Source organism: Pseudomonas sp. SWI36 (assembly GCF_002948105.1).
Taxonomy (GTDB): domain Bacteria; phylum Pseudomonadota; class Gammaproteobacteria; order Pseudomonadales; family Pseudomonadaceae; genus Aquipseudomonas; species Aquipseudomonas alloputida.
The window spans coordinates 1,574,424-1,590,145 of record NZ_CP026675.1; the positions used below are offsets into that span (position 1 = coordinate 1,574,424).

The 15,722-nt window shown below is 62.6% G+C and carries 13 protein-coding genes, 1 tRNA gene and 1 pseudogene; 9 read left to right on the forward strand and 6 right to left on the reverse strand.

What is annotated here, in order from left to right; translation table 11 throughout:
- The first annotated feature begins 142 nt into the window (after window positions 1-142).
- The 9 genes from C4Q27_RS07630 (at window position 143) to C4Q27_RS07670 (ending at window position 8,825) form a co-directional block, all read left to right on the forward strand.
- The gene (locus C4Q27_RS07630; RefSeq protein WP_104886691.1) at window positions 143-1,864 is read left to right on the forward strand and encodes a tetratricopeptide repeat protein; all 1,722 of its coding nucleotides are present in this window, start codon (window positions 143-145) and stop codon (window positions 1,862-1,864) included.
- A 4-nt stretch (window positions 1,865-1,868) separates the two neighbouring features.
- Window positions 1,869-2,486, forward strand: a complete 618-nt coding sequence (gene lolB / locus C4Q27_RS07635) for a lipoprotein insertase outer membrane protein LolB (protein ID WP_010951969.1) — start codon at window positions 1,869-1,871, stop codon at window positions 2,484-2,486.
- A 4-nt stretch (window positions 2,487-2,490) separates the two neighbouring features.
- Window positions 2,491-3,351, forward strand: coding sequence for a 4-(cytidine 5'-diphospho)-2-C-methyl-D-erythritol kinase (ispE, locus tag C4Q27_RS07640; protein ID WP_019750445.1), 861 nt, complete (start codon window positions 2,491-2,493; stop codon window positions 3,349-3,351).
- Between the two features lie 20 nt (window positions 3,352-3,371).
- A tRNA-Gln gene (locus C4Q27_RS07645) sits at window positions 3,372-3,446 on the forward strand.
- A gap of 48 nt (window positions 3,447-3,494) precedes the next feature.
- On the forward strand, window positions 3,495-4,436 hold the full coding sequence (locus C4Q27_RS07650) for a ribose-phosphate pyrophosphokinase (RefSeq protein ID WP_003247410.1): 942 nt from the start codon (window positions 3,495-3,497) through the stop codon (window positions 4,434-4,436).
- 117 nt (window positions 4,437-4,553) lie between these two features.
- Window positions 4,554-5,147 (forward strand): 50S ribosomal protein L25/general stress protein Ctc, encoded by a 594-nt coding sequence (locus C4Q27_RS07655; protein WP_003247411.1) that lies wholly within the window; start codon window positions 4,554-4,556, stop codon window positions 5,145-5,147.
- A 79-nt stretch (window positions 5,148-5,226) separates the two neighbouring features.
- On the forward strand, window positions 5,227-5,811 hold the full coding sequence (gene pth / locus C4Q27_RS07660) for an aminoacyl-tRNA hydrolase (protein ID WP_003247413.1): 585 nt from the start codon (window positions 5,227-5,229) through the stop codon (window positions 5,809-5,811).
- A 24-nt stretch (window positions 5,812-5,835) separates the two neighbouring features.
- On the forward strand, window positions 5,836-6,936 hold the full coding sequence (gene ychF / locus C4Q27_RS07665) for a redox-regulated ATPase YchF (RefSeq protein ID WP_003247414.1): 1,101 nt from the start codon (window positions 5,836-5,838) through the stop codon (window positions 6,934-6,936).
- A gap of 176 nt (window positions 6,937-7,112) precedes the next feature.
- Window positions 7,113-8,825 (forward strand): SulP family inorganic anion transporter, encoded by a 1,713-nt coding sequence (locus tag C4Q27_RS07670; protein ID WP_010951966.1) that lies wholly within the window; start codon window positions 7,113-7,115, stop codon window positions 8,823-8,825.
- Window positions 8,826-8,843: 18 nt separating this feature from the next.
- Here the strand turns inward: C4Q27_RS07670 and C4Q27_RS07675 are convergent, their stop codons facing one another.
- The 6 genes and pseudogenes from C4Q27_RS07675 to ppk2 form a co-directional block, all read right to left on the reverse strand.
- Entirely contained in the window at window positions 8,844-9,866 is a 1,023-nt protein-coding gene (locus C4Q27_RS07675; RefSeq protein WP_020190536.1) for a DUF2955 domain-containing protein, read from the reverse strand.
- On the reverse strand, window positions 9,856-10,953 hold the full coding sequence (locus C4Q27_RS07680) for an HlyD family secretion protein (RefSeq protein ID WP_020190535.1): 1,098 nt from the start codon (window positions 10,951-10,953) through the stop codon (window positions 9,856-9,858). The genes C4Q27_RS07675 and C4Q27_RS07680 overlap by 11 nt, the downstream gene beginning before the upstream one ends.
- Window positions 10,950-12,464, reverse strand: a complete 1,515-nt coding sequence (locus C4Q27_RS07685) for an efflux transporter outer membrane subunit (protein ID WP_104886692.1) — start codon at window positions 12,462-12,464, stop codon at window positions 10,950-10,952. Before C4Q27_RS07685 ends, C4Q27_RS07680 begins: the two co-directional genes overlap by 4 nt.
- A 3-nt stretch (window positions 12,465-12,467) precedes the next feature.
- Window positions 12,468-13,565, reverse strand: a complete 1,098-nt coding sequence (locus C4Q27_RS07690) for an AI-2E family transporter (RefSeq protein ID WP_064490916.1) — start codon at window positions 13,563-13,565, stop codon at window positions 12,468-12,470.
- Between the two features lie 40 nt (window positions 13,566-13,605).
- Window positions 13,606-14,802, reverse strand: coding sequence for a monovalent cation:proton antiporter-2 (CPA2) family protein (locus C4Q27_RS07695; RefSeq protein ID WP_064490915.1), 1,197 nt, complete (start codon window positions 14,800-14,802; stop codon window positions 13,606-13,608).
- Between the two features lie 36 nt (window positions 14,803-14,838).
- A pseudogene (ppk2, locus tag C4Q27_RS07700) lies at window positions 14,839-15,653 on the reverse strand (polyphosphate kinase 2).
- Between the last annotated feature and the right edge of the window lie 69 nt (window positions 15,654-15,722).

The following is a 15,722-nucleotide window of genomic DNA, read 5'->3' on the forward strand; positions in this document are numbered from 1 at the left end:
AAGCCCCCTCGAACCTCTCCCCCACCCCGCTGTCCTACTCAGCACCACCCAGCCTGTAAACCACGACCTTCGCAGGTGGGTTTGCCCCCGCGCTTGTGTCATCATGCTCCGACCGCCGGTGAGTCCTCCTATAAGCCTTTCTATGAACAAACCATACGCATTGCTGCTTGCCTTCGCCCTGCTACAGGGCTGCCAAAGCCTGGCCCCGCAAAAGGCCGAGCCTCCCGTCGCCGAAGCTGGCAAGGGCCAGGCGGAAAAGCCCGTGGTGTATGGCTCGTTCAAGCAGGACACACTCTATAGCCTGTTGGTGGCAGAGCTGGCCGGCCAGCGCAACCGTTTCGACATTGCCCTGGCCAACTACACCGATCAGGCGGCAAAAACCCAGGACCCAGCAGTTTCCGAGCGCGCCTACCGCATTGCCGAGTACCTCGGCGCCGACGAGCCGTCACTGGAGAATGCGCTGGTCTGGGCGCGCAACGACCCGCAGAACCTCGACGCCCAGCGCGCCGCCGCCATCCAGCTGGCCCGCGCCGGCCGCTATGACGAGTCCATGGCCTACATGGAAAAGGTACTGCAGGGCCAGGGCGACACCCACTTCGACTTCCTCGCCCTGTCCGCAGCCGAAACCGACCAGAGCACCCGCGACGGCCTGCTACACAGTTTCGAACGCCTGCTGGTGAAATACCCCGACAACGGCCAGCTGATATTCGGCAAGGCCCTGCTGCTGAACCAGGACGGCAAGACCGAAGAAGCCCTGGAACTGCTCGAGTCGCACCCGGCACAAAACGGCGAAGTCGCCCCGATCCTGCTGCGCGCCCGTCTGCTGCAGGCCCTGGACCGAGGTCCAGAGGCCCTGCCACTGCTGCGCGGGGCGATTCGCGACAACCCGGACGACAAACGCCTGCGCCTGACTTACGCTCGCACCCTGGTCGAACAGGACCGTATCGCCGATGCCAAAGGCGAGTTCATCAGCCTGGTCCAGCAATACCCCGATGATGACGAATTGCGCTACTCGCTGGCGCTGGTGTGCCTGGAGAACAAAGATTGGGATGAAGCCGAAGGCTACTTGCAAGAGCTGGTCGAGCGCGACAGCTACGTTGACGCCGCGCACCTGAACCTGGGCCGCATCCACGAGGAGCGCCACGACCCTGCTGGCGCTCTGCGTGAATACGCCCTGGTCGGCCCGGGCCCAGACTACCTGCCGGCACAGCTGCGCCAGGCCGACATCCTGATCGCCAACGGCCGCGGCACCGAGGCCTCGCGCCTGCTCGCCGACGCGCGCGAAGCCCAGCCAGACTACGCCATCCAGCTATTCCTGATCGAATCGGAAAGCTACAGCAACAACAACAAGGACGCCCAGGCCAACCAGGTGCTGCAACAAGCCATCAAGCGCTACCCGGACGACCTCAACCTGCTTTACACCCGCGCCATGCTGGCCGAGAAGCGCAACGATTTGACGCAGATGGAAAAAGACCTGCGCGCCATCATCACCCGCGAGCCAGAAAACGCCATGGCCCTGAACGCCCTCGGCTACACACTGGCCGACCGCACCACCCGCTATGCCGAAGCCAAGGCGCTGATCGACAAGGCCCACCAGCTGACCCCCGATGACCCGGCAGTGCTCGACAGCCTGGGTTGGGTCAACTATCGCCTGGGCAACCTCGACGCAGCTGAAACCTACCTGCGCCAGGCCTTTGCCAACTTCCCCGACCACGAAGTGGCCGCCCACCTGGGCGAAGTGCTGTGGGCCAACGGCAAGCGCCGCGAAGCCCGCCAGGTATGGGCCAAGGGCTTCGAAGCCCAGGCCGACAGCCCTATCCTGCGCAAGACCCTCTTGCGCCTGACCGGATCCGAGACTCTTTAACGCCATGTTCCTGCGCCATTGCATCACCTTTACCTTGATCGCCCTGCTGGCCGGCTGCGCCGGCTTCGGTAGCCGTGAGGCCCTGCAGGGCCACGGCGACCCGCAACAGTGGCGCGCCCACAAAGCGCAGCTGAGCAGCCTCGATGGCTGGCAGATCAACGGCAAGGTCGGCATCCGCGCCCCGCGCGATTCCGGCAGCGGTACGCTGTTCTGGCTGCAACGCCAGGACTATTACGACATTCGCCTGGCCGGCCCGCTGGGCCGTGGGGCCGCGCGCCTTACCGGCCGCCCGGGTGGCGTGGTGCTGGAAGTGGCCAACCAGGGCCGCTACGAAGCCACCAGCCCGGAAGCCCTGCTGGAAGAACAACTGGGCTGGCAGCTGCCGGTTTCGCACCTGGTCTGGTGGGTGCGCGGCCTGCCCGCCCCCGACAGCAAGAGCAAGCTGACCCTGGATGGCGACAGCCGCCTGGCCAGCCTGGACCAGGATGGCTGGCAGGTGCAGTACCTGAGCTACACCGAACAGAACGGCTACTGGTTGCCCGAGCGCCTGAAGCTGCACGGCAAGGACCTGGACGTGACCCTGGTGGTCAAGGACTGGCAGCCGCGCCAGCTGGGGCACTGATCACATGCAAAAGCTCACCCTGCCCGCCCCGGCCAAGCTCAACCTGTGGCTGCACATCATCGGCCGCCGCGCAGACGGCTACCACGAACTGGAAACGGTGTTCCAGTTTCTCGACCACGGCGACGAACTGAGTTTCGCCCTGCGTGACGATGGCGTGATCCGCTTGCACACCGAGATCGAGGCCGTCCCCCACGACAGCAACCTGATCGTACGGGCCGCGCGCATGCTGCAAGCACAATCGGGCACCACGCTTGGCGCCGACATCTGGCTGACCAAGGTACTGCCCATGGGCGGAGGTATCGGCGGTGGCAGCTCAGACGCCGCGACCACCCTGCTGGCCCTGGCCCACCTGTGGCAACTGGACTGGGACGAAGACCGCCTGGCCGCACTGGGCCTGAGCCTGGGCGCCGATGTGCCGGTGTTCGTACGCGGCCACGCAGCGTTCGCGCAAGGTGTAGGCGAACAGCTGACACCGGTCGACCCGATCGAACCCTGGTATGTCGTGCTGGTGCCGCAAGTGTCTGTCAGCACAGTAGAAATTTTTTCACATCCGCAGTTGACACGTGATTCTCTCCCCCTTAAGATGCGCCCCGTTCCCGAGGGAAACAGTCGAAATGACTGCCAACCGGTGGTAGAGCAGAATTACCCAGAAGTTCGCAATGCGTTGAATTCACTGGGAAAATTCACTGAGGCTCGACTAACCGGCACTGGAAGTTGTGTGTTTGGGGCCTTCCCAAGCAAAGCCGAAGCTGATAAAGTTCTGGCCCTTCTTTCAGCGACCCAAACAGGGTTTGTGGCGAAAGGAAGCAATATTTCGATGTTGCATCGCAAGCTGCAAAGTCTGGTCAAGAAGTCGAGCGCATGAGCGTTCGCAGCAACAGATACAGGGGCGTCGCCAAGCGGTAAGGCAGCAGGTTTTGATCCTGCCATGCGTTGGTTCGAATCCAGCCGCCCCTGCCATTTTCCTTATACTCATCCAGGTATACCCTCAGCCTTCAGGTACTGCGCGTGTCCAAGATGATGGTCTTTACGGGGAACGCTAACCCCGATCTGGCTCGGCGTGTCGTACGTCAGCTGCATATCCCTCTCGGTGACGTCTCTGTCGGTAAATTCTCCGACGGCGAGATCAGTACTGAGATCAATGAAAATGTTCGCGGTAAAGACGTTTTCATTATTCAGCCGACCTGCGCCCCGACCAACGATAACCTGATGGAACTGGTAGTGATGGCCGACGCCTTCCGCCGCTCCTCAGCATCCCGAATCACCGCCGTGATTCCCTACTTCGGATATGCCCGCCAGGACCGCCGTCCGCGTTCGGCACGTGTAGCCATCAGCGCCAAAGTTGTTGCTGACATGCTCACTGTCGTAGGTATCGACCGTGTACTCACCGTCGACCTGCACGCTGACCAGATCCAAGGCTTCTTCGATATCCCCGTCGACAACATCTACGGCTCGCCCGTACTGGTTGACGACATCGAAGACCAGCGTTTCGAGAACCTGATGATCGTCTCCCCGGACATCGGTGGTGTCGTGCGCGCACGCGCTGTCGCCAAGTCCCTGGGCGTCGATCTGGGTATCATCGACAAACGCCGCGAAAAGGCTAACCACTCCGAGGTTATGCACATCATCGGCGACGTCGAAGGGCGCACCTGCATCCTGGTAGACGACATGGTCGACACCGCCGGCACCCTGTGCCACGCGGCCAAGGCCCTGAAAGAGCACGGCGCTGCCAAGGTTTACGCCTATTGCACGCACCCTGTCCTGTCGGGCCGCGCAATCGAGAACATCGAGAAGTCGGTACTGGACGAGCTGGTGGTGACCAACACCGTTCCGCTGTCCGCCGCTGCTCAAGCCTGTGATCGTATCCGCCAGCTGGATATCGCACCGGTTGTCGCTGAAGCGGTACGCCGCATCAGCAACGAAGAATCGATCAGCGCGATGTTCCGCTAAGCGGGACACGTGTTGATGTGAAGCGCCCCGCCCCAACCTGTGTTGGGGCGGGGCTTTTTTGCCATCCCCGTTGGCGCTGGTCGCAAACGCCCTCGGGGGCTATTTTGGAGAAACAAAATGACTGATTTTATTCTGAACGCCCAAGCGCGTACTGACCTGGGGAAAGGTGCGAGCCGCCGCCTGCGTCACTCGCTGAGCATCCCAGCCGTTGTCTACGGTGGTGATAAAGAAGCTCAATCCCTGACCATCCTGGCCAAGGAAATCACCAAGCTGTTCGAAAACGAAGCTGCCTTCAGCCACGTTATCGAACTGAACGTTGACGGTGTTAAGCAGAACGTCATCATCAAGGCCATGCAGCGCCACCCAGCCAAGCAGTTCATCATGCACGCTGACTTCGTTCGCGTCGTTGCTGGCCAGAAGCTGACCGCCAAGGTTCCGGTTCACTTCATCAACGAAGAAGCCCCGGTCAAGAAAGGCGGCGAGATCTCCCACGTTGAGTCCGAGATCGAAGTTTCCTGCGAAGCCAAAGACCTGCCTGAGTTCATCGAAGTTGACCTGGGCAACGCCGAAATCGGCACCATCATCCACCTGTCGGACCTGAAAGCTCCGAAAGGCGTAGAGTTCGTCGCTCTGGCCCACGGTGATGACAAAGCTGTTGCCAACGTTCACGCTCCACGCGTTGCTCCAGAAGCAGAAGGCGCTGCCGAGTAATCCACTCGCACGCCGGCGTTGATCGGGTTACAGTGCCGCGCGCACTGTAACCCACCAACTCCAAGGAAGAGCCCCTGACGTGACCGCCATCCAGTTGATCGTTGGCCTGGGTAACCCCGGCCCCGAATACGAACAGACCCGGCATAACGCAGGGGCTCTTTTCGTTGAACGCCTTGCCAGCGCCCAGCGTGTTTCGCTGACCGCTGACAAAAAGTATTTCGGCCTGACGGCTAAATTCAGCCATCAGGGCAACGACGTTCGTTTGTTGATCCCCACCACCTACATGAACCGCAGCGGCCAGTCCGTAGCGGCCTTGGCCAATTTCTTCCGCATCAAGCCGGAAGCGATACTGGTGGCACACGACGAACTCGATCTGCCCCCAGGCGTTGCCAAGCTCAAGCGCGGCGGCGGCCATGGTGGGCACAACGGCCTGCGCGACATCATCGCGCAGCTCGGCAACCAGAACGACTTCCACCGCCTGCGGCTTGGCATCGGCCACCCGGGTGACGCCAAACTGGTATCCAACTTCGTCCTGGGCCGCGCGCCGCGCGCCGAGCAGGAGAAGCTCGACGCCAGCATCGATTTTGCCCTCGGCGTGCTGCCGGACGTGCTTGCCGGCGACTTCGCCAAGGCGATGCGCGAGCTGCACAGCCAGAAGGCCTGATTTCCTTTAGAGAGGGGAATACCCATGGGTTTCAATTGCGGCATCGTCGGCCTGCCCAACGTCGGCAAGTCCACCCTGTTCAACGCCCTGACCAAGTCTGGCATCGCGGCGGAGAATTTCCCTTTCTGCACCATCGAGCCGAACAGCGGCATCGTGCCTATGCCCGACGCTCGCCTGGCTGCGCTGGCTGAAATCGTCAAGCCAAACCGCATCCTGCCGACCACCATGGAATTCGTCGACATCGCCGGCCTGGTTGCCGGTGCCTCGAAAGGCGAAGGCCTGGGCAACAAGTTCCTCGCCAACATCCGCGAGACCGACGCCATTGCCCACGTGGTGCGCTGCTTCGAAGACGAGAACGTGATCCACGTTTCCAACAGCGTCGACCCCAAGCGTGACATCGAGATCATCGACCTCGAACTGATCTTCGCCGACCTCGACAGCTGCGAAAAGCAACTGCAGAAGGTAGCCCGCAACGCCAAGGGCGGCGACAAGGACGCCTTGGCGCAAAAGGCCATTCTGGAAAAGCTGATCCCGCACTTTACCGAAGGCAAGCCTGCGCGCAGCCTGATGAAGCACATGGCTGACGACGAAAAGGCCGTCATCCGTGGCTTCCACTTGCTGACCAGCAAACCGGTGATGTACATCGCCAACGTGGCCGAAGACGGCTTCGACAACAACCCGCACCTGGACGTGGTCAAGGCCATTGCCGAGGAAGAAGGCGCGGTAGTGGTGCCGGTGTGCAACAAGATCGAAGCAGAAATCGCCGAGCTGGAAGACGGTGAAGAGAAGGACATGTTCCTCGAGGCCCTGGGCCTGGAAGAGCCTGGCCTGAACCGCGTGATCCGCGCCGGTTACGAGCTGCTGAACCTGCAGACCTACTTCACTGCCGGCGTGCAGGAAGTACGCGCCTGGACCGTTCGCGTCGGAGCCACTGCCCCGCAGGCAGCCGGCGTTATCCACACCGACTTCGAAAAAGGCTTCATCCGCGCTGAAGTGGTGGCCTATGACGACTTCATCCAGTTCAAGGGTGAAGCCGGTGCCAAGGAAGCCGGTAAGTGGCGTCTGGAAGGCAAGGATTACATCGTCAAAGACGGCGACGTGATGCACTTCCGCTTTAACGTCTAAGCGGTAACCAGCAGCACACACAAACCCCTTGAGGCTTGCGCTTCAAGGGGTTTTGTTTTGCCCAGACATGCGCGCCCTTGGCAGGGGCGGCCTTGTGTCGTGCCAGGCCGCAAAGCGGCCCCCGCCTTCAGCATCTAAGCTGAGGTTCAGCGCCCTTCTCGCCCAGAGCCGACACCATGCCCCAACCCACTCGTTTCGACTGGCAACGCTGGCTCCCTGGCCTGGTCACCCTGCTCCACTACAAGGCAGCCTGGCTACCCAAGGACATCGCCGCCGGCCTGGTTCTCACCACCATGCTGGTGCCTGTGGGCATCGCCTACGCCGAGGCTTCCGGCGTCCCCGGCATCTATGGCCTGTACGCCACCATCATCCCCCTGCTGGCCTATGCCCTGTTCGGTCCCAGCCGTATCCTGGTGCTGGGCCCGGACTCGGCGCTGGCCGCGCCTATCCTGGCTGTGGTGGTGCAATACGCGGCCAGCGACCCGCAGCGGGCGATCGCCATCGCCAGCATGATGGCCCTGGTCGCGGGGGCGTTCTGTGTGATTGCCGGGCTGCTGCGCCTGGGCTTCATCACCGAGTTGCTGTCCAAGCCCATCCGCTATGGGTACATGAACGGCATCGCCCTGACCGTATTGATCAGCCAGTTGCCCAAGCTGTTCGGCATCAAAGTCGACAGCGAAGGCCCCTTGCGCGACCTTTGGTACTTGGGCCAGGCGCTATACGCCGGCCAAGGGCACTGGCCAAGCTTTGTCGTGGGTGCCGGTAGCCTGGCGCTGATTCTGCTGCTCAAACCGTTCAAGCGCCTGCCGGGCATCCTGATCGCCGTGGTACTGGCGACGCTGGCAGTGAGCGTGTTCAACCTCGATCAGATGGGCGTCAAGGTACTCGGGCAATTGCCTCAGGGCCTGCCCGGCTTCGTCTTCCCCTGGGTCAGCGACATTGACCTGGTCGAGGTGCTACTGGGCGGGATTGCAGTGGCGCTGGTGTCGTTTGCCGACACCAGTGTGCTGTCACGCTCCTATGCCGCGCGCCTCAAGATGCGGGTAAACCCCAACCAGGAAATGTTCGGCCTGGGCGTGGCCAACGTGGCCTCGGGGCTGTTCCAGGGCATCCCGATCAGCAGCAGTTCGTCACGCACCCCAGTGGCCGAAGCTGCCGGCTCGCAGACCCAGCTCACCGGCATCATCGGCGCCCTGGCGGTAACCCTGTTGCTGCTGGTAGCGCCCAATCTGATGCAGCACCTGCCTAACAGCGCTTTGGCTGCGGTGGTGATTGCCGCTGCACTGGGGCTGTTCGAATTTGCCGACCTCAAGCGTATCTTCCGCATGCAGCAGTGGGAGTTCTGGCTGTCGTTCACCTGCTTTGTCGGCGTGGCGGTGTTCGGCGCCATTCCCGGTATCTGCATTGCAGTGGCGGTGTCGGTGATCGAGTTCCTGTGGGACGGCTGGCGGCCGCATTACGCAGTGCTCGGCCGGGCCGATGGGCTGCGCGGCTACCATGACATACAGCGTTATCCACAGGCCCGGCGTATTCCAGGGCTGGTGCTGCTGCGCTGGGACGCGCCGTTGTTCTTTGCCAACGCCGAGCAGTTCCAGAACACAGTGATGGCGGCGGTAGACGCGTCGCCAACGCCTGTGCAGCGGGTGGTAATTGCCGCTGAGCCTGTGACCAGTATCGATATCACTTCGGCGGACATGCTGGCCGAGCTGGACCGGGCATTGGAGGCGCGGGGGGTGGAGTTGCAGTTCGCCGAAATGAAGGACCCGGTGAAGGACAAGATGCGGCAGTTCGAGTTGTTCGAACATATGGGGGAGAAGGCCTTTCATCCGACGGTGGGCGCAGCGGTGGATGCGTACCTGGAAGAGAGCGGGGTTGATTGGCAGCCCTGAATTGCCTGGAGAGCGGGCTTAACCGCGAAGAAGCCCGCGCCGACTCCGAAGCCGGTCAATCCAGATCAACATGCCGCTGGCGTACACCGATACCGCCAGAAACAGCGCCATACGCACCGCAAATGCCTTGTACACATCCTGCCCACCTGCACTGTCCTGCACCGACTGCCCCAGCAAGATCAACATGGTCGTCAGGCAACTGACCCAGTACGCCGGGCTCTGCCGGCTCGGCACCGCCTGGTACAGGCGCCGAGCCTGCCAAAGGGCGAACAGCAGTACCCACAAGAAGAACATCCACAGGTGAACGAACAGGCTCAGCGCTACCCACAGCGCTATCGCCAACACCCCGGCAAGCAAGGTTGAACCGATCAGCTCCCGGCTGGCGTGCCGCGCGCGGGTTTCGCCTGCTTGTTGCCCCACACTCACGGCCTTCATGATCAACGGCATGTACTGGTCAGGGGCGATCAATGCCAGCAGAAAGGCCGGCATCACGATCAACGTGGCACGCAGCGCCACCCAGCTGACATGCTCGCTACCCAGCAGCGGCGGCACCGGCGGTGCTGGCGCATTGGCAGGTTCGGGGAACAACGTATGCGCCACCGACGTGCCCAGCACTGCCAGCAGCATGCCTTTGGCCAGCGCTTCGACCACCGACAATGCCAGGGTGAAGTCACTGGTGCCGGCAGCGGCGATCATGGTCAGGCCGATCACCAGCAGGTTGGCCAGCAAGCCGTTGCCGCCCTTCAGCGCATAGCGCAAGGTCAGGAAAACACCCACCCCAACCAGTAACACCCCAGCCAACGGAGCATGGCGCAACAGCGGAATCAGCAGCAACCCGCTGCCGCAAGCGAGCAGCACCAGTAGCGCCAGGGCCGGTGCTGCACGCAGGGGCAATGGCTGACTGCGCATGGCCAGCAACAGCACCGCAAACACCGGCGCCAGGATCGGCACCGGCAAGCCGATACCAAAGCTCACCGCCAGGCACAGCGCCACGCCCCAGGCCAGGCGCAGTGCGCGCAGGCGGCGCAATTCAATAGGCATACGACAGCCAGCTCATCAGCCACATGAACAACCGGCCCAGCAGGTTCAGTGGGTTGCCTTCGCTAGGCAGGGCCATGACCTCGGCCTGCCCACCGACCCGCAGCACGGTCTTGTCCTGAAGCTGATCGCGCTCCAGTTCGACAATCACCGGAAAGCGCTGCGCCGAACGCAGCCACTCGCGGCTATTCTGCACGGTCGGCAGCGTACCCGGCGGCGTGCTCTGGCCCACGCTCACGCCATAGCCAATGCTGCGTATACGCCCTTTCAACACAGTGCCCGGTAGCGCATCGAGCACCACCAGCACCGGGGTTTCAGGGCGCAAGCGACCGAGGTTGTTCTCGGTCATGTCGGCACTTATCCACACGTCATGGATACTGATCAGGGTCATCATCGGGCTACCTGCCCCGACATAGTGGCCAACGTCTGTGCGCAGGTCGGTGATCAGCCCGTTTGCGTCGGCACGCACCACGGTACGGGCAAGGTCCAGGCGCGCCTTTTCCACATTGGCCGCAGCACTGCGCAGCTGGGCGTTGTCTTCCTGTGCCCCGCCCTGCTGCTCACGGGCGCGCTCCACCTCGGCGCGGGCTGCCGCCACTTGGCTGATGGCCTGGTCGCGGGTGGCCTGGGCTCCTTCCAGGCGGCGCACCGACACCGTACCGGGGTCTTCGTCAATCAGCCGTTTGAGGCGCTCGGCGTCCTGCCGCGCCTTGCGTTCGTTGGCCTGGGCGGCCACCAGCGCTGCCTGCGCCGAATCGATACCAGCGGTACTGGCGCCGATCTGCCGGCGCACGGTATCAAGGTCGGCTTCGGCGCGGGCCAGGGCAATGCGGTACTGCTCCTGATCGAGTTCGAACAGCACATCGCCCTGGCGCACCTCCTGGTTGTTGCCCACGGCCACACGCTTGATCTGCCCGGCCACTTCGGCGGCCACTGGGACTACGTAAGCCTGCAGGCGAGCTTGCTGGGTGTACGGCGTATAGCGGTCAGCCAGCAAGTACCAGAGCAGGCTGACGGCAATCAGCAGCAGCACCCAGCGCATGCCGCGATCCGGGGCTGACGGGGGCGGCGTGGGCGTGGCGTCGCTCATTCGGTTTCACCTTGTGCATGCGCGGTGGGGGCTGGCTCGTCGAGCAACTCGCCCCAGTCGGTGCGTTGCTGCATTTGCTGGCGGGTGGCCGGGTCGATCGGCGCGCGGCTGGCGTCCCAACCACCACCCAGGGCCTTGTACAACGTCACCAGGCTGCTGACCGCGTTGCCACGGCTGACCAGGTAGCCGTCCTGTTGCTGCAACAGCAGTTGCTGAGCATCGAGCACCCGCTGAAAATCGGCGAAGCCTTCGCGATACTGCGAGCTGGCCAGATTCAGCGAGCGCTGTGCAGCCTGAGAGGCCTGGTCGCGAATGGTTGCACTCTGCAGCGAGCGCACCAGCCCGCTGGCAGCATCGTCGGCCTCACGGGCGGCTTCGCGCACGCCCTGCTGGTACAACTCGATCAGTTGCTGCAAGCGGGCATCTTCCACACGTACGGTGTTCTTGCGCCTGCCATAGTCGAACGGGTTCCAGATCAGGCTTGGGCCAGCCGCCAGGTCGAAGGTGTCGGGCAGATGATTGGCCGATAGGAAGGTCCAGCCGATACTGCCGAGCAAGCTCAGCTGTGGATAAAGATCGGCCTCGGCCACCCCGACCAGCGCCGACTGCGCCGCCACTGCCTGCTCGGCGGCGCGGATGTCCGGGCGGCGCTGCAGCAGGCTGGCAGGTACATCCTGCAACACTGCCCGGTTGGGCAAGGGCAGTTGGCCATGCCCGGCCTCCAGCTGCGGCAGCGGCCCGGGCGGGCGGCCAAGCAGCGAGCACAGTACGTTGCGCAGGGCGTTGAGCTGGTTCTCGAACTCGGGAATGGTGGCCAGGGTCGCCAGGTATTGAGTACGCGCCTGCTGCCAGTCGAGCTCGTCGTTTTCGCCGTGGCGGAACAACCGCTCGGTAATCTCCAGGCTACGCGCCTGGCGCTTGGCGTTCTCTTGTGCGATCGCCAGCCGCGCTTCGGCGGTACGCAGGGCAAAGTAGGTGTCGGCCACTTGCGCACGCAGCAGCAGCATGGCATCGGCGTAGTTGGCCTGGGAGGCGAAGTAGACGGCATCGGCGCTTTCGATGGCGCGACTGAAGCGGCCCCAGAAGTCAATTTCCCAGCCGATGTCGAAGCCCACGCTGGATTGCCAGAACACCGAATCACGGGCCGAAGGCGTACCAGACTGATTCTGCTTCAGGTACAGGCTTTGCGCACTCAGTTGCTGCAGCTGCGGATAACGCCCGGTCTGCACGATGGCCAACTGGGCACGAGCTTCAGCGATACGCAGGCCAGCCACGCGCAGGTTGGTGTTGTTGGCATCGGCCTCGGCTATCAACGCGTCCAGGGTCGGGTCGGCAAACACCGCCCACCACTGGCGCAGGTCGGGCGCCGCCGCGCTGCGCCCTGCCTGCTCCAGCATTGGCGTGCTCCAGCCGTCCAGCCACGGCGCTTGGGGCTTCTCGAAATCCGGACCAACCTGAGTGCAACCGGCCAGCACCATCAGCAGCCCCAGGCCATAGCAGCGGTTGGGCATGGCCTAGGCGGCAGGGGGTGCCGGTTGCTCCGGCACCTGCAGCGCAACCCATTGCCAGAACAGCACGTACGTCACGCCGAGGATTACCGGGCCGATGAACAAGCCGATGATGCCTTTGACCACCATGCCGCCCAATGCCCCGATCAGTACCACCGGCATCGGTACATCAACCCCGCGCCCCAGCAGCAGCGGCTTGAGCACGTTGTCGGCAAGGCCGGCGACGAAGGTGTAGATGGCAAAAATGATGGTCGCCACCGTGAAGCCTTCGGCGTTGAACACATAAATGATCACCGGCAAGGTCACCAGCGTCGCCGGGGCCTGTGCAATGCCCAGCATGAGGATGACGATGGCCAGCATCCCGGCACCGGGAACCCCTTTGATGACAAAACCAACACCGATCAGCAGCATCTGGATGAAGGCAATGCCGATCACCCCTTGTGCCACCGCGCGAATGGTGGCCGTGCACAGCGTGGCCAAGGGTTTACCGCGCTCTGCGCCTGAAACCCGCATGGCGATGCGTTGGGTAGCGATTTCACCTCGTTCACCGAAGGCCATGATGACCCCGGAAATGATGATTGCACCGATGAACAGAAGAAAGGCCCCGCCGGCGCTGGCCGCAGCGCCCAGCACCGTTAGCCCGGCCCCCTTGATCTGGGGCATCCACTGATTCAGTACACTGGCCATGTTTTCGGAGGCCGCCAACCACAGCGCGTGCACCTTCGGCCCGATCAGTGGCCAGGCCGCCACGGAATCAGGCGGGACCGGCACGCTCCAGGCGCCGCTCTTGAGTAGCGTCACCAGGCTGTCCACCGATTCGCCGATGGACATCACTACCAGGTAGATAGGCACCAGCAGCAGCACCAGAACCAATAGCACCACCAGCGTCGCCGCATAGCCTTGCTTGAGCCCGGTGCGGCGCTGGATGCGGCAATGCAACGGGTACAAGGTGACCGCCAGAATCACCGCCCACAGCATCAACTCCAGGAACGGCTGGAACACCTGGAAGGCGAAGATCACCAAGGCTGCCACCAGACCGGCCTTGATCAGCACATCGAGCAAGCCCCGCGAAAGGGCGCTGTCCAACTTGAAACTCGACTGCATGATTCATCTCCCGATATTCAATGCACCAGCACGGCGCAATTCACTGCCCCGTTTCAGGGGATGCCTGCACAGGGCTGTCATCGCGCAGCTGCCGCGCCAAGGCCATCATGACCAAGGGCACCACCGCCATCGACAAGGTGATGGCCAGCACCAGCAGGTCGTGTACTGCTTGCGTGAGCACTTGGTGCTCCAGCGCCAGCTTGAACACCACGAAGGCGAACTCGCCCCCCGAAGCCAGCACCACGCCCAGGCAGAGCGCCTGGGCCTTGTTGAGCCCACCCATCGTGCGCCCCAGGCCATACAACAAGGGCAGCTTGATGGCGACCAGCAGCAACGTCAGGCCCAACACCATCAGCGGCATGCCGAACAGCAGGCGCAGGTCGGCACTCATACCTACGCCAACGAAGAACAATCCAAGAAACAGGCCTTTGATCGGCTCGATCTGGGTTTCCAGTTCGTGGCGAAACGGCGACTCGGCCATCAGCACACCGGCCAGGAAGGCCCCCAGCGCCATCGACACACCCACATGCTCCATCAACCAGGCGGTGCCCAGCACGACCAGCAAGGCCGTGGCGGTCGACAGTTCAGGCAGGCCCGAACCCACCGTCCACTTGAATATCGGGGTCAGCAGATAACGGCCAAAAACAATCAGCACACCAATGCCGACAACCACAGCCAGCAAGGGCCAGGCACCTTCGTCAGCAGTGCTGACATCGCCACCGAGCAGCGGCACCACGGCAATCAAGGGAATGGCGGCAATGTCCTGGAACAGCAGGATGGCCACGGCCATGCGGCCATGAGGTTTGCCCAGGTCCTTGCGCTCGGCCAGTACCTGCAAGCCAAAGGCAGTGGACGACAGCGCCAGGCCCAGGCCCAGCACGATGGCGGCAGGTTTCGATTGGTCGAACAGCCAGAATGCCAGTAGCCCAAGCAGCACAGCGGTCAGCCCCACTTGCAAGCTGCCGACGCCAAATAGCGCCCGGCGCATGGTCCACAGACGCTTTGGGGACAGCTCCAGGCCAATCACGAACAACAGCATGACCACGCCCATTTCCGACAGCCGCGCCACGTTGTCCGGGTTGCCGAGCAGGCCAAACACCGACGGACCAATCAGGATACCCGCCAACAGGTATCCCGGTACTGCGCCCATTTTCAGACGCTGCGCCAGCGGTACCAGAAGTACCACCGCCAAAAGGAATACCACCGTCGCCTGCAACAGGCTGCCGTCATGTGGCATGAGCTCGTACCTTCGCAGCTCCCTGCTGGGAGGGGTTCAGAAGCGTTCTTCGACGAACTTGAACGGGTAGGCGACTGCCTTGTACTTGCCGATCTTGCCGCGTTTGGGCAGCTTCACCTGCTGGTCGCGGGTTATGTCCTTGTAGGGAATACGGCTGAGCAGGTGGCTGATGATATTCAGCCGGGCGCGACGTTTGTCGTTGGAATTGGCCATGAACCACGGTGCCCAAGCGGTATCCGACGCCTGGAACATTTCGTCACGCGCTTGGGTGTATTCATCCCAGCGGCTATACGACTTGAGGTCCATCGGCGATAACTTCCACAGCTTGCGGCCGTCGTTGATGCGGTCCTGCAGGCGCCGGGTCTGCTCATCGGCGCTGACTTCAAGCCAGTACTTGATGAGGATGATCCCCGAATCGACCATGACCCTTTCGAACACAGGTACACCGGCCAGAAACTTGTCCACTTGCTCACCAGAGCAAAAGCCCATTACCCGCTCAACGCCCGCTCGGTTGTACCAACTGCGATCAAAGATCACCACTTCGCCCGCCGCTGGCAGATGGCCCAGGTAGCGCTGCAGGTACATTTGGGTCTTTTCCCGCTCGGTCGGTGCGGGCAGGGCCACCACACGGAACACCCGTGGGCTGACACGCTCGGTAATGGCCTTGATGGTGCCGCCCTTGCCGGCGCCATCGCGGCCTTCGAAGACAATGCATACCTTCAGGCCCTTGGCCACCACCCACTCCTGTAGCTTCACCAGCTCTACATGCAGATTCTTGAGCGCTTTTTCGTAGGCTTTGCCGCCCAGTTTTTCTGGCTGTTTTTGGGGGGCTTCCTGGACGGCTTCGACATGACACGCTCCTGAAGGCTGATGAAGAGTGAGTATGGTCGATTAATGCCAGTTTGCCGCTTCGCTTGCAG

Excerpts from the sequence above, each read along its gene's own strand:
- C4Q27_RS07675 (WP_020190536.1), bottom strand. The coding sequence starts at position 9,866 with ATGCCTATTGAATTGCGCCGCCTGCGCGCACTGCGCCTGGCCTGGGGC.
- lolB (WP_010951969.1), top strand. The coding sequence starts at position 1,869 with ATGTTCCTGCGCCATTGCATCACCTTTACCTTGATCGCCCTGCTGGCC.
- C4Q27_RS07695 (WP_064490915.1), bottom strand. The coding sequence starts at position 14,802 with ATGCCACATGACGGCAGCCTGTTGCAGGCGACGGTGGTATTCCTTTTG.
- C4Q27_RS07630 (WP_104886691.1), top strand. The coding sequence starts at position 143 with ATGAACAAACCATACGCATTGCTGCTTGCCTTCGCCCTGCTACAGGGC.
- C4Q27_RS07655 (WP_003247411.1), top strand. The coding sequence starts at position 4,554 with ATGACTGATTTTATTCTGAACGCCCAAGCGCGTACTGACCTGGGGAAA.
- C4Q27_RS07685 (WP_104886692.1), bottom strand. The coding sequence starts at position 12,464 with ATGCCCAACCGCTGCTATGGCCTGGGGCTGCTGATGGTGCTGGCCGGT.
- ychF (WP_003247414.1), top strand. The coding sequence starts at position 5,836 with ATGGGTTTCAATTGCGGCATCGTCGGCCTGCCCAACGTCGGCAAGTCC.
- C4Q27_RS07690 (WP_064490916.1), bottom strand. The coding sequence starts at position 13,565 with ATGCAGTCGAGTTTCAAGTTGGACAGCGCCCTTTCGCGGGGCTTGCTC.
- ispE (WP_019750445.1), top strand. The coding sequence starts at position 2,491 with ATGCAAAAGCTCACCCTGCCCGCCCCGGCCAAGCTCAACCTGTGGCTG.
- C4Q27_RS07670 (WP_010951966.1), top strand. The coding sequence starts at position 7,113 with ATGCCCCAACCCACTCGTTTCGACTGGCAACGCTGGCTCCCTGGCCTG.
- C4Q27_RS07680 (WP_020190535.1), bottom strand. The coding sequence starts at position 10,953 with ATGAGCGACGCCACGCCCACGCCGCCCCCGTCAGCCCCGGATCGCGGC.